The organism is Maribacter luteus (assembly GCF_009674825.1).
Taxonomy (GTDB): domain Bacteria; phylum Bacteroidota; class Bacteroidia; order Flavobacteriales; family Flavobacteriaceae; genus Maribacter_A; species Maribacter_A luteus.
The window spans coordinates 203,900-223,763 of sequence record NZ_WKJH01000002.1; the positions used below are offsets into that span (position 1 = coordinate 203,900).

The 19,864-nt window shown below is 41.0% G+C and carries 15 protein-coding genes; 5 read left to right on the forward strand and 10 right to left on the reverse strand.

The window, feature by feature from the left end; genetic code table 11:
- Positions 1-5 precede the first annotated feature (5 nt).
- The 7 genes from GJ691_RS04110 to GJ691_RS04140 form a co-directional block, all read right to left on the reverse strand.
- Positions 6-1,934 (reverse strand): OmpA family protein, encoded by a 1,929-nt coding sequence (locus GJ691_RS04110; RefSeq protein WP_154364054.1) that lies wholly within the window; start codon positions 1,932-1,934, stop codon positions 6-8.
- 90 nt (positions 1,935-2,024) lie between these two features.
- Positions 2,025-3,017, reverse strand: coding sequence for a PorP/SprF family type IX secretion system membrane protein (locus GJ691_RS04115; protein WP_343033454.1), 993 nt, complete (start codon positions 3,015-3,017; stop codon positions 2,025-2,027).
- A 4-nt stretch (positions 3,018-3,021) separates the two neighbouring features.
- Entirely contained in the window at positions 3,022-7,299 is a 4,278-nt protein-coding gene (locus GJ691_RS04120; protein ID WP_179955023.1) for a Calx-beta domain-containing protein, read from the reverse strand.
- A gap of 162 nt (positions 7,300-7,461) precedes the next feature.
- The gene (gene fabD, locus GJ691_RS04125) at positions 7,462-8,346 is read right to left on the reverse strand and encodes an ACP S-malonyltransferase (RefSeq protein WP_154364057.1); all 885 of its coding nucleotides are present in this window, start codon (positions 8,344-8,346) and stop codon (positions 7,462-7,464) included.
- A 249-nt stretch (positions 8,347-8,595) separates the two neighbouring features.
- The gene (locus GJ691_RS04130) at positions 8,596-9,111 is read right to left on the reverse strand and encodes a gamma carbonic anhydrase family protein (protein WP_154364059.1); all 516 of its coding nucleotides are present in this window, start codon (positions 9,109-9,111) and stop codon (positions 8,596-8,598) included.
- Positions 9,112-9,139: 28 nt separating this feature from the next.
- Positions 9,140-9,868: a LytR/AlgR family response regulator transcription factor gene (locus GJ691_RS04135; protein WP_154364062.1), complete on the reverse strand. Its 729-nt coding sequence runs from the start codon at positions 9,866-9,868 to the stop codon at positions 9,140-9,142.
- A complete protein-coding gene (locus GJ691_RS04140) occupies positions 9,865-12,075 on the reverse strand; it encodes a histidine kinase (RefSeq protein ID WP_154364063.1) in 2,211 nt (736 codons plus the stop codon). The genes GJ691_RS04135 and GJ691_RS04140 overlap by 4 nt, the downstream gene beginning before the upstream one ends.
- A gap of 207 nt (positions 12,076-12,282) precedes the next feature.
- Here GJ691_RS04140 and GJ691_RS04145 point away from each other — a divergent pair, with 207 nt between their 5' ends.
- A complete protein-coding gene (locus tag GJ691_RS04145; RefSeq protein ID WP_179955024.1) occupies positions 12,283-13,125 on the forward strand; it encodes a DUF4349 domain-containing protein in 843 nt (280 codons plus the stop codon).
- 52 nt (positions 13,126-13,177) lie between these two features.
- A complete protein-coding gene (locus tag GJ691_RS04150) occupies positions 13,178-14,362 on the forward strand; it encodes a VWA domain-containing protein (protein WP_154364067.1) in 1,185 nt (394 codons plus the stop codon).
- Positions 14,363-14,440: 78 nt separating this feature from the next.
- On the opposite strand, the gene GJ691_RS04155 is transcribed toward GJ691_RS04150, so the two are convergent.
- The gene (locus GJ691_RS04155; protein WP_154364069.1) at positions 14,441-15,433 is read right to left on the reverse strand and encodes a PorP/SprF family type IX secretion system membrane protein; all 993 of its coding nucleotides are present in this window, start codon (positions 15,431-15,433) and stop codon (positions 14,441-14,443) included.
- Positions 15,434-15,554: 121 nt separating this feature from the next.
- Here GJ691_RS04155 and GJ691_RS04160 point away from each other — a divergent pair, with 121 nt between their 5' ends.
- The 3 genes from GJ691_RS04160 to GJ691_RS04170 all read left to right on the forward strand — a co-directional run bounded on the left by GJ691_RS04160 (position 15,555) and on the right by GJ691_RS04170 (position 17,745).
- Positions 15,555-16,457: a NifU family protein gene (locus tag GJ691_RS04160; RefSeq protein ID WP_154364071.1), complete on the forward strand. Its 903-nt coding sequence runs from the start codon at positions 15,555-15,557 to the stop codon at positions 16,455-16,457.
- A gap of 72 nt (positions 16,458-16,529) precedes the next feature.
- The gene (locus GJ691_RS04165; RefSeq protein ID WP_109651298.1) at positions 16,530-16,730 is read left to right on the forward strand and encodes a dodecin family protein; all 201 of its coding nucleotides are present in this window, start codon (positions 16,530-16,532) and stop codon (positions 16,728-16,730) included.
- A gap of 178 nt (positions 16,731-16,908) precedes the next feature.
- Positions 16,909-17,745 carry a mechanosensitive ion channel family protein gene (locus GJ691_RS04170; RefSeq protein ID WP_154364073.1) on the forward strand — a complete coding sequence of 279 codons (837 nt, stop codon included), beginning with the start codon at positions 16,909-16,911 and terminating at the stop codon, positions 17,743-17,745.
- Here GJ691_RS04170 and tsaB read toward each other — a convergent pair.
- Complete coding sequence (gene tsaB / locus GJ691_RS04175; RefSeq protein ID WP_154364075.1) at positions 17,742-18,416, reverse strand: tRNA (adenosine(37)-N6)-threonylcarbamoyltransferase complex dimerization subunit type 1 TsaB; 675 nt, start codon at positions 18,414-18,416, stop codon at positions 17,742-17,744. The genes GJ691_RS04170 and tsaB overlap by 4 nt on opposite strands.
- 87 nt (positions 18,417-18,503) lie before the next feature.
- Positions 18,504-19,853, reverse strand: a complete 1,350-nt coding sequence (locus tag GJ691_RS04180) for a TolC family protein (protein ID WP_154364077.1) — start codon at positions 19,851-19,853, stop codon at positions 18,504-18,506.
- Between the last annotated feature and the right edge of the window lie 11 nt (positions 19,854-19,864).

The following is a 19,864-nucleotide window of genomic DNA, read 5'->3' on the forward strand; positions in this document are numbered from 1 at the left end:
TCTGTTTAAAGTTCACTGGCATTGGTGACTATGATAAGTGACCTATCATTCTGTTTGTGCAGAAAATCCAAGCAATACACTCCATCACTACATTTGTTGACCAATTTCTCCTCCCCATAACCCACACTCGATACGATATTGGAGTTATCAACACCCTTACCGATAAGATATGCATATATGGCGTCTGCCCTCTTTTGCGAAAGTTTTAAATTGGTGGTTTTAGCCCCTTTACTGTTCGTATAGGTTTCAATGGCCAATTTCATTTGAGGGAAACGTTGTACGGCCGCTACTACCTTATCAAGTTCGGCAGCTATCTCCATGGTAATATCCGCCTTGTTCCTTGCAAAATAGAACTTCTGTAATCTTAGGACTTCCTTACCTTCTGTCTCGGTCAAAAGATCATCGATCAACGAAAGTGCTATGTTTATATTTTTTCCTTCCATTTCAGAATAATGGCTTTCTGTGTATGTAGTCGAAAATATGGAATACCGCTCTTTTGTGGCTTTTATGGTAACTTGATCTTCCCATGGAATTTCAATCCTAAACACACCTTTTTCATTAGTATACACCTCTTTCAACACCTCACCGGCCTTATTCAACATCTGTACCTGCGCCTTGTTTATTCCTTGATCGTATCTTAAATCAGCGACCACACCCTTCAAGGAAAGGGTCTTCATACCCAATTCTTCCGCAATCTTGAACCCATAAATATCATCATTGCCTTTCCCTCCTGGCCTATTGGAAGAAAAGTACCCCATTAGACCGCCAGAGCTATCTTCTTTGATAATAAGTCCAAAATCATCAGCTGGGGTATTGATACCTTTACCCAAATTAATGGGAATACCATATGTGCCATCTGCATACATATTGGCCTTATACATGTCCATCCCCCCCAATCCGTAGAAAACATCGGATGAAAAATATAAGCTATTATTAAAAATATAAGGTGCGATCTCGTTTCCGGGGGTATTGATGCTAGGGCCTAAATTGCGAGGTGCACTCACTATCTGCCCATTGTTCGTAAGCACATAATAAATATCGGTTCCCCCATACCCATCTTCAAAATTCGCGGCAAAATACAACCTTGTTGTTTTGGAATCATAAAATGGATAATAGAATGATATACTGAAATCCATCAACAAATAACGCACATCCCCCTCAGTATCGGCCATGGCAATAGCCAAAGCATTTTTTCCCTTATCATCAAAACGAAGTTCTCCTTCATATGTATTCGAAGTAACGAAAAAGAGCTTATCCAATTCCTCCGAATAATAAGGAGTGGCCTCATGGAATTCGCTATTGGGTATACCGACAAAAGGATTTGCATTCAGAACATTGCCATCGGCACGCAACCTGCTGATATAAATATCCAAATAGGCCTCACCAGTAGGTTTATACACTTCTTTTGACTTTTTTCCCCTAGAGCTGCTGAACAACAACCTGTCTTTATAAAAACTAGGGGCGAAATCAGCTTGCGGACTATTGGCATTTATGTTGATGGCCTGAAACCCATCATTGTCACTCTCGCCGGAAGCCAATAAACTATAATTAAATTCGGCATTTTCTAGCAATTCATTTGCAAATACATCGCGTTTTGTGCTCAAAAAAGATTTAACCCTTTCCACATCGGAGGTCTTTGCCAAACTCTGTAGCATCATATTAAAACGAAGGGTAGATGCAATGGTATCTTTTTTGTTCACATCCAAATATATCCTGGACGCTTCTTTATAATTACCCACCTTATAATAGGAATCCGCAAGATTCAACAATTGATCGTTCTTCAAGGGTGCTTTTGACATTTCCCGTTGATACTCCGCAATTGCATTTTTATAGTCATAGCCATAAAACAATATATCTGCCTTCGACTTTTCTTCTTGGGCCATTAAATTGGCCAAGATCATAAAACTGAATACTAGTAAAGCCTTTGTTTTCATGTATTTCTTTTCAATATTTTTTCCCATCACAAACAACCATTGATGATTTCTTTTACAACCTTTGGCTATTAGGGTTTACCTCGAAACCAGTTAAAAGAATCGTGGACTGTCTATTTGTTTTGGTTGGCCCTTGGCTTTGTTGATCTTGGGTTGCCTGCTACGTGCCGCTCCTCCTCCAAGATAAAATTTAAGTATAACCTCATGCGAACCATTGTTATAATCTCCCCAGCCATTGGTACTGTAATCATATGAATAGCCTACGAACATGCTTTCAGAGACCTGAAAACCTGCCAAACCACTTACCGCATTATCTACCCTATAAGATGCGCCCAATGTCAACACATCATTGATCAAGAAGTTAGATGACACATTCACATTAACCGGTGCCCCTTGAAGGTAATTGACCATAAAGGCGGGTTTAAATTTCAATTTTTTCGACAGATCGAAAACATAACCCCCAATAAAATTGAATTGTACTTTATCCTCGACCAAAACGGCAACCTCATCACCATAAATACCATTGGTCAGGAAATTTGGAATGGAAATACCGGTATACCAATTGTCTGCATACAGAAATGCCCCTGCCCCAATGGTAGGGTAAAATTTATTTACGGTCTGTTCATTAACCAAGGGTTCATTTTCGATTTCGAAATCCCCTTTACTATAGTCCACATTCAAGAAAGAACCCCCTACATCCAATCCAAAGGAAAGTTTGGTTTCGTCGGATACACTTACTTGATACGAATAGGCAACATCTACGTATGTTTGGGTAGACGGACCTAATTGATCACTGACCACGTTAAAGCCCAGACCCGTCTTATCGTTAGAGAAAGGAACATTGACCCCGAAACGCAATGTCCTGGGTGCCCCATCAACATCCAGCCATTGTGCACGGTACATTCCCATGATTTCCGGCTTCTCTACCGTACCCACATAGGCCGGGTTAAAACTGCCGATATTGTACATATACTGGGTATATTGGGGCTCTTTTTGCCCATGTACGGTAAAGGATACGGTTAATGCCAATATAAAGACTAAACAGACTGTTTTAAAAGAAGAAATATGTGTTCTGTAGTTCATCATTGTATTATCTTATGATTTGGATCCATCCTTTTTTAACCTCGGACCCATCACCTAAATCCAAAACATAGAAGTAAGTGCCCTTTGGTAATTGTTCGTTCTTGCGTGTACCGTCCCATGTATTATCATAGCCTTTGGTGGCGAACACCTGATTGCCGTAGCGATCATAGATTTCCAACGTATTATCGGCATATTCAGGATCGGTAATACAATTTATATACAGAAAATCATTGGTACCATCGCCATTGGGTGAAAACTGGTTGAACAAGAAACCACATTCATTATTACTACGTTCCCCTATTTCGACGGTTACGGTTGCCTCATTATTACCAGTCTCAATATCAAATGGGGAAACCGCTGTAATCGTTACCGTGTTTTCAAAAGTACCTGCCGTAATGGCGTTGACCAAAATAACAAGGCTTACACTTTCACGAGCACCCAATTCTGGAATATCCCAAATTCCCGTAACCTCATCATACACCCCACCACCACTTGCGATAAAATGGGAAACATATTCAAAACCAGTCGCATCTAGCATCTCACTTACCTGAATATCACTCGCAATTTCGTCGGAAACATTGTTTAGTGTGACGGTAAAAGTCAATTGCTCATTAATCCTTAAGTATTCTAAATTTGTTGTTTTTAGGATTTCCAAGTCTACGGTAGCCTCACAGAATTCACTATCAGGGTTCGGTAAGCACGGGTTTGTATTTGCCGGATCCAATTGATCAACGACCCCATCCATATCGGTATCCAGAATATTGGAATCCAAGGCATCGATAATACCATCTTCATCCCCGTCTAAGGGATCCCCGGAATCATCACCTACTTCGGTGGCATCGTCAATTCCATCACCATCGGTATCCACTAGATTCGGGTCGGTACCCAAAACTGACTCTACACCATCAAAAAGTCCGTCACCATCCGTATCCACATCACAATCATTTACCGTAATGGTCACTTCCGAACTTACATTTTCACAAAATGGCGGGGTTGCATCATCGGTGGTATACGTAAACACATAACTCCCTTCGGTCAAACCTTCAAAATCAATAATATTATCACTACCCAAGACTATGGAGTTGGAAGGGTCTGTGGTCACACTCCACGAACCACTACTTTGCCCCGTTATCAAATCATCCAAATCCCTAATTGACGTGCCATTGGCCGCTATGCTACATGCTGAGGAATTCGTAACCGTACCTGCCGAGGGCGTAGGGTAAATCGTTGCTATAACTTCCTCTCGTTCAGACACACAACCATTGGCCTCTGCTTCTACAAAATAAGAAGTGGTACTAGATATATTTCTGGTTATACTTGGCCCTGTAGCAATAGGAGTTGTACCGGTTGCACTATCATACCAAGTAAATGTCGGTGGCTGATCCGCATCCGGTGCCCCACTGGCCGAAAGGGTCACTTCCCCTGCTCCGCAACGTTCATCACCCAAAGTCTCGGCGATTACAGGAATAGGGTTCAAGGTCAATTCGACCTCTATGGTACCACTGGCGCAATCATTAGCGGCATCATAAAAGAAACCGAAATATGAACCATCGTTCGTTGGGTTATTTACCTCTGCAGGAGTTAAATGTGCGTTTTCGTTCAAAGGATCGGAAAGTAAACTCCATGTCAATACGGTACCTGCCGGAGCAGTAGAATCGGTATAATCATTCAGACTCATTAAAGAACCGTCATCATATGTTAACGTGCCACAAAATATGGTTTGCACATCGGTATTTAAAATGGGTGCCGCAACGCAGTTATCGTCATCGTTTATTGTTCCCGTAGCAGAACCTCCACCTGTAAGTATAACTCCATTGGATGGCGTTCCCAATTGTACCGTAAAGGTTTCCGAATCTTCCAAGATGGAATCATCGACTATCGAAACCGTGATTTGCTCTACCTCACCAGTATCACCATCAAAATTAATCGACCCTCCAGTGCTGTCAAAATCGGCTCCAGCAGTGGCCGTAACACCAGAAAGGGTATACGCAACGGTAGTACCACCAACAATGGCATTACTTAAGGTTACGTCAAAAACTATAGTACCACTTACTGCATTCTCATTATTGGCCGCATTCGCGATGGACAATGAAGCAACATCATCATCGGCATTGGTCACCGCTATAGTTTGGTTCGCAAGACCATCAAAGTTATCATCACTATCGTTATCGGATACACTAACCGTAATATTATAATTTTCATCACCATCAACTTCGTCATCATCGACGGGGTTCACCGTTACCGTTTGGGGCGTACTATAATTCACAGGTGTAAAGGTCAACGTTGCCTGACCTGTTGGAATAGTACCTTCACCTGTATCTCCGGAGGCGACCAACAATACCACATTGCTTTGGGGTTGGGCATCCAATACCGCCGTAAAGGTTTCACTACTTCCGTTTTCCGTTGTGGAAAGCGTTGTTGTAGATAACGTAAAGCCTGCGGTGTCATTATCATTGATGTTTACTGTAGCTGTCCTATCAGACACCGGCCCCAAATCATATCCCGCTCCTGCAACTAAGGTTAAAATAATCGATTCCTGACCTTCAACAATCACATCATCTACAGGATCAATGGTTACCGTAGCCGTTTGATCCCCATTCGCTATGGACACCGACCCACTTAAATTTGCATAATCATCAGTATTTGTAGCCGTACCACCAATGGTATAGTTCACCGTTACTGGGCTTCCGGTAGCATTCTCTAGTCCTAAATCAATCTCGAAAACACCGTTGTTATCCCCGGCTTCGGTACCAGTAGCATCAGTGGCAGAAATTGTGGCAGTAAAAGTATCATTATCAGTTATGTTGACCGTGGCGGTTCTATTGGCAACTGGTCCTAGATTATACCCCGCATCTGCAAGCAAGGAAAGAACAACGGTCTCTGTACCCTCAACCAAAGTATCATTCTCCGGATCAATGGTTACCGTAGCTGTTTGATCACCATCTGCAATGTCAACCGACCCATTTAAAGTGTCATAATCATCGGTATTCGTAGCTGTACCACCAATGGAATAGTTAACCGTCACTGGGCTTCCGGTAGCATTAACTGCTCCTAAATCTATCTCAAAAACACCATTGTTGTTTCCCCCTTCCGCTCCAGTATCATCTGTTGTCGATATTGTAGCTGTAAAGGAATCGTTATCTGTATTCGTTAATGCTAATTGACTAACATCAGCCCCCGTTAAAACATCATAATTTGGATCCAGTGAAGTTACATTACCTGTATTTAAATTGTATGTAATATCACCATCAACAACTGTATCATCAAGACCGGTAATTTCCAATTCCACACCCGTATCCCAATTTGAAGCATCTAATGAAATATCAGAAGGACCACTATGTTCCGTTAAATCATAATTATTTATTAGGATAACTACATCATCTGTGGGTTCGCTTGTCAATGTAAAAGTAAATGTAGTGGTACCACCTGCTTCTGTAGTCGTACCTATAACCGGTGTAACATTTACACCCGCAACATCATCATCAGTATTAGTAACGACTAATTGATCCACATCGGCATTCACCAAAGCATCAAAATTTGAATCTGAAGATGTAATATTACCCGTATTTAAAGTGTAGGTTATATCTCCATCAACAACATCATCATCAACTCCGCTTATCTCCAATTCCACGCCTGTATCCCAATTTGCAGCGTTCAAAACAACACTATTGGGACCAGATGTCTCCGTTGCATCATATTGATTTATGGGAATCGTAACATCGGCCGTGGGCTCACTCGTCAAGGTAAATGTAAACGTTGCAGTTCCTCCTGCTTCGGTTGTTGTTCCTGTGGTAGTATCCACATTCACCCCTGCAAAATCATTATCCAAAATAGTAACTTCAGCAGAAGAATTAGCTGGATCAATAGTATAATTGATATTAGAATCTATCTCCCAAATTACATTTTCATCGTTCTCAATGAAGTTGTCATCGTTTACATCGAGAGATACTAGTATTGAACCACTACCTAAAAACAAAGGTACTGTAACAGAAGCTGGAAGAGCAGCATAATCATCAATAGCTGTTGCTGTGCTTGCTGGGTCAACAGATAAAAAAACCTCTATTGACCCAGTAATACCACCAGCTCCAGTTACCCTTACTGTATACTCACCTGACACAGGCCCATCTTCCTCTGCAGTTGCTTGAGAAGCTGAAATAGAGACCGTCTGCCCATACCCACTCAAAGACACGAAGAGAAAGGTTACCAATAGCAGTAACCTATTAAAAATCCTTGATGTAATTGAAGATGACGGGGTAACCATTGTACGCTTTATTTTCTTTTTCATAGACTGTTTTTTGCACATACTATGCCAAAATCATCGACACTTGCGTATGTTAAAACCAAAAAATAGGGAGTCAATATTACTAAAAAAAACAGCTAACCCCTTACTTACTCAGATTAAAACTGGCTTTTTTGGCTAAAATGCAATGTATTGAACCTATGCCCCTTAAGATACTTCTGCTGAAACAGCCTCTGCCGTTGGCTCTATTTTCTTGACCAAACCTTGTAAAACCTTACCTGGACCCACTTCGGTGAACAAAGTTGCCCCATCTTTTACCATATTACGAACACTCTGTGTCCATTTTACAGGGGATGTCAATTGGGAAATCAAATTCTTTTTGATCTCATCCGCATTGCTAACCGCAATCGTGGTCACATTTTGGTAAATTGGGCAATTCGGTGTGGAAAATTTCGTAGCTTCGATAGCTGCGGCCAACTCCTCCTCTGCAGGTTTCATCAATGGGGAATGGAACGCCCCGCCCACAGGCAATACCATGGCCCTACGGGCACCGGCAGCCTTTAAACTTTCACAGGCAGCGTTAATGGCATCTACCTCTCCCGAGATTACCAATTGCCCAGGGCAATTATAATTTGCCGCTACGACAATACCTTGAGTTTCCCCACAGATTCTTTCAACGACCTCATCATCCAAACGCAATACGGCCGCCATGGTACCGGGTTGCAACTCACATGCCTTTTGCATGGCCAATGCCCTTTGTGACACCAATTTCAATCCGTCTTCAAAATTCAATGCGCCATTGGCCACCAAGGCAGAAAATTCCCCTAAGGAATGGCCAGCGACCATTTCGGGCTTAAAAGCATCGCCCATGACCTTACTTAAAATTACCGAGTGAAGAAAAATAGCTGGCTGGGTCACTTTGGTCTCCTTTAAATCATCGGCCGCCCCTTCGAACATGATATCGGTAATGGGAAAACCTAAAATCTCATTGGCATTTTCGAACAACTCTTGCGCCAATGGGTATTTTTCATAAAGATCCAAACCCATACCTACGAATTGGGCTCCTTGACCGGGAAATATATATGCTTTCATTTTTTTATTTTTTAGTATGGATTACGTATGACCACCTATGTGGCCCAAACCCAATCCTTTAGATTAATTTCTTATTGACAAAAATAAGGAATAATAGCTCATAGCCCTAAGTAGGCATTAAAAATACCTACCCTGGCCGGCAATACGCAAACAGTATTTGCCTTGATCGTTCCCTTTTATGGTTGTACCATGAATGGTTCACGTACAGGCGAAACCATATAACAGGTTCCGTATTGAATTCAAGAAGGACTATTCTTCTTTGAACCAGCCTGAGTATTTTACGTACGCATTGGCAATCCTATCCACTTCCCCTGAACTCAACTCCGGACTAATATCCTTGATTTTTTTAGCAGGCATACCTGCAAAAATAGTACCCTCTGGCACGTGGGTACCTTTGGTCAAAACCGCACCGGCGGCAATGATACTATTACTCTCTACCACGCAATCATCCATGATGATGCTACCCATACCTACCAGAACGTTATCTTTTATGGTGCAACCATGCACCAGGGCATTGTGGCCTATAGATACGTTGTTCCCGATGGTCGTAGGCGATTTCTCGTACGTACAATGCACCACGGCACCATCTTGAACGTTGACTTTGTTTCCCATTTTGATAAAATGCACGTCTCCTCTTAAAACCGCATTGAACCAAACACTACATTGATCGCCCATGGTCACTTCGCCCACTATGGTCGCATTTTCCGCAATAAAGCAATCTTCTCCTATAACCGGGGTCTTGCCCCTAACCGATTTAATTAACATTGGTTGTATCGTATTTTTATTTTACAGTTCAAAAATACGCCAATAATTCCTTCTTTTTAGATGCTGAAACCAAAAGTTCCTTCCCATTTGAGACCACCACACTGCCCCCTTTTCCCTTCCGGTATTTAACGACCTCGTTTACATTCACCAAATAAGATTTATGGATTCTCGCAAAAGGATACTGCGAAAGTGCTTCCTCAAAATATTTTAAGGTCTTGCTCACCAGGATCTTCTTTTTTTCAAGATGGATTTCGGTATAGTTGTCATCGGCCTTACAATACAGGATATCGTTTACGTTCAAAACCTGGAAACCATCTTGCTGAGGCAAGGTTATCTTACCCTCAACACTTGGCAATTGGGCATTCAATACTTGGTCTTCCAACGCGGTTTCTTTTGTTTTAATGTCGGAAACGTAGGCTACCGCCTTAATCAATTCATCAATATTGATGGGTTTCATTAAATAATAGGCCGCATGATTATTCAACGCTTCCATGGCATATTGGTTGTAGGCCGTAACGAATACGGTTTCAAAATCCCGATCGGGTAATTGATCCAAAAGGTCAAAAGCATTGCCATAGGGCATCTCTACATCAAGAAAAACCAGATCCAACTCATTCTGTTGAATAAAAGCCAGCGCCTCTTTTATTGATGCGGCTTCTCCCAAAACCGTTACATTTTCACAATATTTAGACAAATAGTTCTGAAGAATCTCCCTACTATTGGCCTCATCTTCGACAATAAGTGCTTTTAAATTCATGTATCTTTCTTTAAAGTGAAGAGAACCCTGGTCCCTTGCCCGTCGCTATTGACATCGGTAATATGTACATCTACTTTGTCTTTGTACATCTCATTGAGAATGGCGATTCTTTTTCTGATATTACCCATTCCCTTCGATTTTTGTTTTTTCTGGTTTTGGGTCTTTAATTCCGCTGATTTTTTCCTGCCGATCCCATCATCCTCAATACTGATCTGAATAGTATCTTTCCCTTGATGTTGTATTTGAATGTTCAAATGGCCTTTATCCTCTTTATAGCGCAATCCGTGCCAAATCGCATTTTCGATATAAGGTTGTAGGAGCATGGGCGGAATCCAGTAACTATCTATATCTATGGACTTGTCTACATCTATCTTATAATCGAACTTATCCGGAAAACGGGAATGTTCCAATTTCACATAAAGTCGAAGTAGTTCCAACTCTTTGGACAATGGGATGAAATCCTCTTCGGAATTATCCAAAACGGCCCGCATCAAGGTTGAAAACTCACTCAAGAACCTATTGGCACTTCGCTCATCACTTTTTGCGATATAACTGTTTACCGAGTTCAAGGCATTGAAAATAAAATGCGGGTTCATTTGTGACCGCAAGGATTTAAGGGCCAAAAGGTTATTGGCCAATTTTTGTTGCTGGTTGCTCCTATAAAAAAAGAAGGCTGCCAAACCCATCAACAACAAACCGAAAAGTAGGGAATAGATGACCCAATTCTTTCTTTTGTTGCTCTCCTCTTGCAATTGCTGTCCGGTTACCGCCAAATCGTATTTACTTTGGGACAACTGCCGCTCTTGCTCCAGGCCGTCAATACGGCTTTGCTTTGACGCGATTTCACGATTCAGCCTCGCTGCCCGCGAAATTTCCTGCTCTTTACGTATATACAAGGTATCCACGACGGCCACATAGTCCTGATACGTCGCCAGGGCCTTGTTGAATTCCCCTTTGTACTCATACACCTCCGATAACTTTCGGGTGGCATCTTTTTGAATGACCAAGTCATCGTCAATATCTGCCTCAACGATACTTTTCTGAAGATAGGGAATGGCCTCGTCATAATCATCCTTTGCAATATAGGCATTGGCGATCTTATAATTAATCCGCTGGGAGGTGATGGAATCCAAAGATTCCGGTTTGTCTACAGCGACCTTTGATTCTACCGACAATTCCCCAAGCTCGTTCAAACTTTGTTTCCGCAATTGAATTTCCTCATCGTACCTATTCTTTTTATTATAGAAATCGGCCACTTTTTCCTTTTCCTGGATGGATCGCTGTGGAGCTTGTTGTTTAGCCAATTTCAACGAATTGGAGTAATACCCTTCCGCCTCTACATTCCTATTGTCCTTGACAAAGGCATCGGCAATCTTGGAATTCAGGTCGGTCACCTTTGGTGTAATTTGGTTTTTTTCGGCAATTGTCAACCCTTCCCTATAAAAAGCCACGGCCTTGTCATTATTTCCCATTCCCAAATAAGCATCTCCCAAATATTCATAAAGCCGCACTTTCTGATAGGGCACTATTTTCCTCTCTTTTAAAAGCGGGGTCAACGTTTTTTCGGCATTTTCAAAATCCTTGTTCGCGACATAGGCCCTACCCAACAAAAAGGAAGTCCGGTCGCTTTCTTGGGCCTCCAAGGCATCTAAATAACTGGAAATGGCCAAATCGTACTGTTTATGAAAATAATAGACCTCGCCCAAAGTGGTCAAGGATTGTGAGAGTTCTGCCTTATCTCCCCTTTGATTCAATTGTGCCAGGGATTTAGTGATAAAATCTATACTCTTTTCTATATCGGTCTTTTTATAGTAATTGGCCGAATCTAAAAAGACGGCGTGCAACGACACCTCACTTTTGGTACTTTTACGACTGCTGTAGCTGTTTTCCCTTTTCCCGGAATATCCTTTGACCTTCACATCTACATCCTCACTACTGCGAACACGATACCTTACCGTTTCGAAATGGGGGCTCTGAAAAACCAGTTCTTCACCTATGGTCACCTCTATTTTAAACTCCCCAAAGGCATTCGTCAACGTATAGGCCCCTGAATTCGTTGACACCTCTACACCAGTTATCGGGGAACCGTCCTCGAATCCCTTAACAGTTCCCTTTACCCCAATCTTGTTTTGGGCAGATCCTATTTGGGGAATACATGTAAAGATCCCGAAAAGGAGTATCGCAAGTATGTGGTTTATTCTATTCATCTATTATGAAATACAACGTAAACTTAGCTGATTTATGCGGCAATAAAAAATGCCCAAACAGCCAAAATAAGCAATATGAAGGCTAAAATACAGCCTTTACAAAACCAAAGGGACGCTTTACTCATTGAAATGGCGATTTAACTCATTCCCCATTTTTTTTCAAAACATCAGGAAATACTTTTATCCCATAAAATGACACAATCAGACATGAAAACAACCTTGAAAAATAAAATCGGAAAACTATCATTGGGACTTAGCATAGGGTTTATCATCCTGTTCATATTTCGTCTTACTACGGAAAAGGAAGAAACCGTTGTTGCAACACCCATCTTCCAACAAACCGAATCTTTAGAGTCAAACCTTGAAATACGTAAAAACTACGCCACCAAAAGACATAGTGTAGCACTGGGACAAGCCCCTATGCTAGTAGACCAGAAATACGAAAAAATCGCAGATATACAATCAATATCAACTGTCTTTGACCGTGATGAAGACCAGTTACGTAAATATGTAGCCGATTATAATGGACTTATACAGTTCGAAAATAAAAATGGAAATTCCGGTTATCGCAGTTTAAACCTCACCATTGGCGTACCTCCAGAGCATTTCGATGCCATTTACCAACAACTAATCCAGATAGGCACCATACAAGCCAAGCAAATTACCAAGAAGGACAAAACCAATGAGTACAAGGAGCTACGCGCCAAAAAACTGTCGCTCGAAAAGATAAGGACCTCCTTGATCAACCTTAAGGCAGAAGGAGGACGAATCGAGGAATACATTCAATTAGAGAACAGGATACTCGAAATAGAACAACAACTACAGGCCTTGGGTGTGAGTTTGGGGAATTTTGATGAGGAAAATGAATTCTGTACCGTAAAATTCTCACTAACCGAAAGAAAGGTTACCCATACCGATTTATCACAAAGGATAATCTCGGCCTTTTTATGGACACTGTCCACCTACCTACAACTAATGACCGTCTTACTATTAATAGCAGGTTTCTCCTATTTAATTGTTTCAACCATAGAGAAACTCAGAAAAAAATAATTGAAACATAACCGATTTCCACTTCGTGGGAAATAAAACAAAAAAGAATATCATGAAAAAAGTACATCGCATTTTAGGAATTTGCCTTTTGGCAGCAACGGTCAACACGGCGTATGCCTGTGAATTGACCCCGAAAAAAAGTAAAATCGAACCCATCATCGCCCAAGCGACCATTACCCATAAAAAGGAAAAAGCGGACAACAATACCGTTAAGATCGCCCTGTTATTAGACACTAGTAACAGTATGGACGGATTGATAAATCAGGCCAAATCACAACTCTGGGATATCGTAAACAAGTTTACACATGCCAAATGCGGCAATGATTCGCGTCCGCAACTGCAAATAGCACTCTACCAATACGGCAATGATAACCTTTCTTCAAAAGAAGGGTATATTCAACAAGTGTTGGATTTCAGCAATGACCTGGATGAAATCTCGGAAAAACTATTTTCCTTGACCACTAATGGAGGTGAGGAATATTGCGGCCAGGTGATACAAACTTCTTTAAAACAATTGGACTGGGGCAAAAACCCCGACAATTTAAAGATGATCTTCATTGCCGGAAACGAACCCTTTACACAAGGAAAATTAAACTATAAGGATGCCGTGACCAATGCCACTGAAAAAGATGTGGTGGTCAATACCATTTTCTGCGGTAATTATGAACAAGGCATAAATGGCGATTGGAAAAAAGGAGCCACCTTGACCGGAGGGGAATACATGGCCATTGACCATAACAAGCGTATAGTGCATATAGACACACCTTATGATGACATCATAATTAAATTGAACGGTAAATTGAACAAAACCTATATATCCTATGGTAGTCTCGGCGCCTCTAAAATGGCCATGCAAGCCGAACAGGACGCTAATGCCGAAGCATTGGAAGAAACGGTCATCGTTAAAAGAGCGGTGAGTAAAAGCTCTAGAATGTACAAGAATTCATCGTGGGACTTGGTCGATGCTATGGATGACAAGGATTTTGATGTTTCAGAAATCAAAAAAGAACAATTACCCGCAGAACTACAAGGGAAATCAACATCTGAAATAGAGCGTTATATCGAAACAAAAAAGAGAGAACGTGCCGATATCCAAAAAGAGATACAGGAACTCAATTCGAAACGCGAGGTTTATATTGCCGAAAACCAAAAAGAGAATGCTAAAGGCGAATTGGAAAACGCCATGCTGGAAGCCATTAAAAAACAAGCAGAAAAGAAAAACTATAAGTGGGATTAATCACCTGTGGTCAATTCTTGAACTTATTTAGTTGGTGTTTGGTAAAGGGTCTATCCTCTAAAAAGGATAGGCCTTTTTTTATTGTGCTGCAGGACAATAACAATCGTATCGACGCTCAGATTGCCCAAAATCGTACCCTAAGGTAATTTGATGGAACCCTCCATTATCAAAACGCACATCGCCCATTTGATAGGAATAGTTATACGAAATCATGAAGTTTTTGATGTTCGCGCCTATGATCGGTGTAATCAATTGCAAACGTTGTTCGCCAAAAGACCCATCGACCAAGAACTGTGCCCCGTCGAAGCTTCTTCGATATGACAAGCCTCCCCAGATTCTTCCAAAATCTACATCTTTGTACACCTTCGCATTGATATCCATGGTTTTTTCCTCGGTGAACTCGGTCAATTGAAAAAGGACCGATGGTTCGTATTGCCATTCGTTCTTACCAAAAACATATCCCGCAGAAATCAAGTACCTCCTCAGATTATCAAACTCAATGGCCGTATATAGATCCCTACCACTACCCAAGGCATTCAATACAGAAAAATGGGCATAAAATTCCATAAGGCTATAAGACATGCCCAAGTCCACATTAAAATAACTGACACTGTTCTTACCTCCCGTTATAATGGGATCGGGAATAACCGAACGGAATTCGGTTTCATCCAAACTACTTTGCAATAATCCCCCACTGATCCCAAAAGACAATTGGTTCAAATAGCGGACATCGCCCCCTAATTTCAAGTGATGGGCATACGTCAACTTAAGTCCCGTTTGGGAATGGTAGCCATTGGCATCATTAAAGAATATGGCACCAACACCACTAGGGCTGTCCCCTAATCTAAAATTAGCGCTTAATGTCTGAAGGCTTGGAGCTTCATCAACCGAAAACCATTGTTTTCTAATGGTACCCCTAATTTTCCCACCTTCACCGATACCAGCCATTGAAGGGTAAACGAGATAGTAATTGTCCGACAAATAATCAAAATATACGGGAATACCCTCTTGTGCCATTGATTTAAGGCCAAAAGTTAAGATGATAAACATTAAAACCAAACGAAGTTTCATATAGATAATGGGAATTGCTAATGTAAAATCGACCAAACATTACATATAACGGTTGAATCGCAACATTATTATAATATACCAAAGTACTAATAAGTTCGTACTTTTGCGGAAAACAAATTCTATGAAAGCGTACTCAATAACTATTAAACAAACCAATAACCCTGCGGTTATAAAATTTGAGACCAACCATTTCATCACAAAAAACAATAACTACGAATTTAAAAATATAGATGAGGCCAAAAATTCCCCTTTGGCCCAGCAGCTGTTCCATCTCCCATTTATAAAAACCGTTTATATTTCGGGAAACTTTATTGGGCTAGAGCGCTACAATATTATCGAATGGACCGATGTAGAGGAGGAGGTCGCCCAGCAATTGACCGATTATTTGAATTCCGGTGAGCCTGTGGTCATCGAAGAGGAAAAAAGTAAAAAAGTCCCGATTACTGTATATGCCGAAGTAACACCGAACCCTTCGGTAATGAAGTTCGTATGCAACAAGCGTATAGTACCCGCTACTTTCGAGTTCAAGAACATAGATGAGGCCAAAGACTCTAAATTGGCAAAACAGTTGTTCCAATTTCCTTTTGTAAAGGAAGTCTTCTTGGATGAAAATTATGTATCGGTCAGCAAATACGATGTGGCCGAATGGGAAGACATTACCATGGAGTTACGTGAAATGATACGTGAATTCTTAGCGGACGGAAATGAGGTAGTCTCTGAGCATAGTGTTTCGAATGCAAATTCCCTGACCGAAAAAACGTATTCCGCCGAAGATTTCATGGATGACACATCCAAACAGATCATAGATATACTGGAAGAATATGTAAAACCGGCCGTGGCCAGTGATGGAGGCAATATTCTTTTCCAATCCTATGAATCGGAAAGCAAAACGGTAAACGTAATCCTACAAGGAGCCTGCAGCGGTTGCCCTTCTTCTACCTATACCTTGAAAAATGGCATTGAAACCATGCTTAAGAACATGTTGGGAGATAAGGTGAATGAAGTCGTGGCCCTAAACGGTTGATTTTCCACAACTTGATTAGTCATTCTTCTTTTTATTCGTTAACTTTAAGAGAACAATTTAAAAACACTAATTATGTCAGTTTTAAAAGTTATCGAAGTATTGGCCAATTCAGAAAAGAGTTGGGAAGATGCCACTAAAAAAGCGGTTGCAGAAGCATCCAAAAGTGTAAAAAACATACGTTCTGTCTATGTTCAGGACCAAAGTGCCAGTGTCAAGGATGGTGAAATATCCGATTTCCGGGTCAATGTGAAAATCACTTTCGAAGTCAAATAACCTTCGGCTTAAACGAATAATGGAAAGCGTCCTATTGGGACGCTTTTTTTATGGAATACAATATCTGCCCCCTGCTAAGACAGTTAGCGCAACCACGCTACAAGATTAACAATTGTTTAGTTCTTATAAATTGCCAAGGGATTGGAATTTTATTTTTTTTGCATGAAAATTAAGATACATGAAAATGATCAATGGTTACGAAGAAAGTATTACCAAAGCCCAAGAATGGTTATGGGAAGTTTTACCAGGGTTTGCCACCTCTATCATTACCGCCATATTGATTTTAATATTAGGATTATGGCTCATCAAATTCATCAACAGGATGGTCAGGAAATTCTTCAGTAGGGCGGATTACGACCCGTCTTTGGAGTCTTTCCTTCAGAGTTTTATCAATATTGGCCTTAAAATAGTGCTCTTTGTATTGGTCATTACCGAACTGGGCGTACAATCCTCTTCGTTGGTAGCCATGCTTGGTGCGGCAGGTCTGGCCATTGGTTTGGCCCTACAAGGTTCCTTGGCCAATTTTGCGGGCGGGGTACTTATTCTCGTATTTAAACCCTTTAAGTTGGGTGATTTCATCTCGGCCCAAGGTGTTGATGGCACGGTAAAGGAAATAACCATTTTCACGACTAAACTAAGCACTTTTGGAAACCAAATCGCCATAATACCCAACGGACAACTGTCTAACAACAACATCATTAACTATAACGCACAAAGTACCCGAAGGGACAAGATTACGGTAGGTATTGGGTATAGCTCCAATATAAAGCAAGCAAAAGATATCTTACTCCAAATCTGTGCTGAAAACGAGGACATCCTTAAAGATCCGGCACCTGAAGTTTATGTTGGGGAATTGGCGGACAGCTCTGTTAACCTCTCATTGCGCTTTTGGGCAGAAAACGAAGTATTCTGGGCAGCGCATTTCAACGTTCTGGAAGAATTAAAAAACAGATTTGATGAAGCTGGAATAGAAATTCCTTTTCCACAAAGGGTCTTACACCAAGAGAAAGCTTAGGACTTTTTACGTTGCAACACAAAATCCTTCAGATAATACGGTTCAAAATAAGCTACATCCTCAAAGTCGTTATCTTTATATTTATTGAAGGACAAGCTTCCCATTTCCCTGGAAGAAGGTACCGTGGTCGTATTGAACATGACATTTTCATGATCAATTATCCCCATACATTTTTCAGCGCCACTACCCATTAGGAGCACCTTGCCTTTACTTAGATATTCTTGAAAGGAAGTTGCTTCTATAATCTCCGCTTTGGTGGGTCTTATTTCCGAGAATGAGTTATCGAATACAGTGGAATACACTTCCATTCTTCGGGCATCCAACAAAGGGATTATATATTCCACGTCTGTTTTGGTTGCTTGTTCGGCCATACTCCGCAAAGTAGGGACTGAAATCAAAGGAATATCCAAAGCATAACACAGACCTTTTGCCGCCGAAACCCCAATACGCAGACCTGTATAAGACCCAGGTCCTTTGCTAATGGCTATGGCATCGAGGTCTTTCTTTTTTATTGCTGCCGCTTTCAAAACATCTTGTATAAAGACATGCAGTTGTTCAGAATGTGAATAGTTAGGGGTATTATGCTCTTTTATCGCTATTATCTTTCCATCTTTAGCAATGGAAACAGAGCAATTTGTCGTAGCGGTCTCTAAATTCAGAATCAAAGCCATAGCTTGCAAAGATATACCTAAAGCCTTAAAAATAAAAAGGCCCATTACTTATAATCGTAATGGGCCTTATTTATCCTTTTAACGATCCTAATTCAAAGTAATAGGAATACCAAAGTAAAATTCAAGGATCTTCAATCTAAAGATATACGCATACTTGGTTCGAACCACATCGGCCTCTGCATTATCCACTCGGGATTGCGCCTGGCTATATTCAAATGAATTCATCAACCCAACATCAAAACGTTCCTTGGAATATTCAAAGGCCAATCTTCTAGCCTCTAAGGTTTTTTCCGCAGCCACGTACGACTTATAAAAGGTTGTCACATCTACATAAGCCTGGTTTATGGTCGTTTCCAAATCCAATTTATCCTGCTCAAACTGCAATCGTGATTTTTCCAAAGTGATTTTTGACCGGGTTACGTTATTGCGCGTACCCCAACCATTAAAAATAGGAACGCTTAATTGCACCCCGTAGGAAATACCATCGAAAACCCATAGTTGGTCTTTAAAACTTGGGGTATAATAAACCCCGTTTGAATCAGGAATTTCGGTAACATCCGAATATCTAGATCCGTATTGAAAAAAACCTGATAATGTAGGGGCATAAGCCCCTTTGGCAATCTGTAAGTCTTTTTCCGCAAGCTCTACATTGGATTTGGAGAATTTAATATCATTTCTAAACTCCAATGCTTTTGCGAATATACTTTTTGGAGAATTATTCAAAACATCGGAAAGTGGTATTTCAAAGGCCCCATCGGTTACATCAAAATTCTCATAATCGGTAATCTGTAATAGCTGGGCAAGGTTGATCCTAGAAATCAATACCAAACTCTCATTATTTACGATTTGTTGCTCTTGATTGGCTGCAGTAGCCTCGATCTCCAATAAATCGCCTTTGGGAACAACTCCGGACTCAACCAACTCCTTGGTTCGTTTCAAATCTTGTTCGGTAACGGCATATTGCGCTTTTGACACTTTTAAAGCCTCCTTGTTGGATAATATTTGAAGATAGGCATCGGCTACGTTCAACCGAATATCGTCCTTTAGATTGTCCAATCTATATTGGCTCGAAATAGCAGCCATTTTCGCCCTGTTCACAGCCCTAATATTCTGCAACCCGTTGTACAAAGTAATTCCGGCAGTTATACTACCATTAAAATTAAAAGCCGTGCTGTTGGTAGGTAGGTTGTTCGTCGGATTAATCGAGAAACCCGTATTACTTGAAGCCGATGCAGAAGCATTTAGACTCGGCAATAAATCTCCCAAAGCGTCTTTCTTATCAATCTTTACATTTTCCAGATCCAACTCAAATTGCTCTACACTCAAATTATTCTCAACGGCATAGGCAACACATTCTTCCAATGTCCATTTTTTTTGTTGGGCCGTTGCCCATCCTATGGTCAATACCAGGAGTATTGCGGTTAGTTTAAATTTCATTTCTTGATTTT

Excerpts from the sequence above, each read along its gene's own strand:
- GJ691_RS04180 (WP_154364077.1), bottom strand. The coding sequence starts at position 19,853 with ATGAAATTTAAACTAACCGCAATACTCCTGGTATTGACCATAGGATGG.
- fabD (WP_154364057.1), bottom strand. The coding sequence starts at position 8,346 with ATGAAAGCATATATATTTCCCGGTCAAGGAGCCCAATTCGTAGGTATG.
- tsaB (WP_154364075.1), bottom strand. The coding sequence starts at position 18,416 with ATGGCTTTGATTCTGAATTTAGAGACCGCTACGACAAATTGCTCTGTT.
- GJ691_RS04155 (WP_154364069.1), bottom strand. The coding sequence starts at position 15,433 with ATGAAACTTCGTTTGGTTTTAATGTTTATCATCTTAACTTTTGGCCTT.
- GJ691_RS04140 (WP_154364063.1), bottom strand. The coding sequence starts at position 12,075 with ATGAATAGAATAAACCACATACTTGCGATACTCCTTTTCGGGATCTTT.
- GJ691_RS04130 (WP_154364059.1), bottom strand. The coding sequence starts at position 9,111 with ATGTTAATTAAATCGGTTAGGGGCAAGACCCCGGTTATAGGAGAAGAT.
- GJ691_RS04110 (WP_154364054.1), bottom strand. The coding sequence starts at position 1,934 with ATGAAAACAAAGGCTTTACTAGTATTCAGTTTTATGATCTTGGCCAAT.
- GJ691_RS04115 (WP_343033454.1), bottom strand. The coding sequence starts at position 3,017 with ATGATGAACTACAGAACACATATTTCTTCTTTTAAAACAGTCTGTTTA.
- GJ691_RS04135 (WP_154364062.1), bottom strand. The coding sequence starts at position 9,868 with ATGAATTTAAAAGCACTTATTGTCGAAGATGAGGCCAATAGTAGGGAG.
- GJ691_RS04170 (WP_154364073.1), top strand. The coding sequence starts at position 16,909 with ATGAAAATGATCAATGGTTACGAAGAAAGTATTACCAAAGCCCAAGAA.
- GJ691_RS04150 (WP_154364067.1), top strand. The coding sequence starts at position 13,178 with ATGAAAAAAGTACATCGCATTTTAGGAATTTGCCTTTTGGCAGCAACG.
- GJ691_RS04120 (WP_179955023.1), bottom strand. The coding sequence starts at position 7,299 with ATGAAAAAGAAAATAAAGCGTACAATGGTTACCCCGTCATCTTCAATT.
- GJ691_RS04160 (WP_154364071.1), top strand. The coding sequence starts at position 15,555 with ATGAAAGCGTACTCAATAACTATTAAACAAACCAATAACCCTGCGGTT.
- GJ691_RS04145 (WP_179955024.1), top strand. The coding sequence starts at position 12,283 with ATGAAAACAACCTTGAAAAATAAAATCGGAAAACTATCATTGGGACTT.
- GJ691_RS04165 (WP_109651298.1), top strand. The coding sequence starts at position 16,530 with ATGTCAGTTTTAAAAGTTATCGAAGTATTGGCCAATTCAGAAAAGAGT.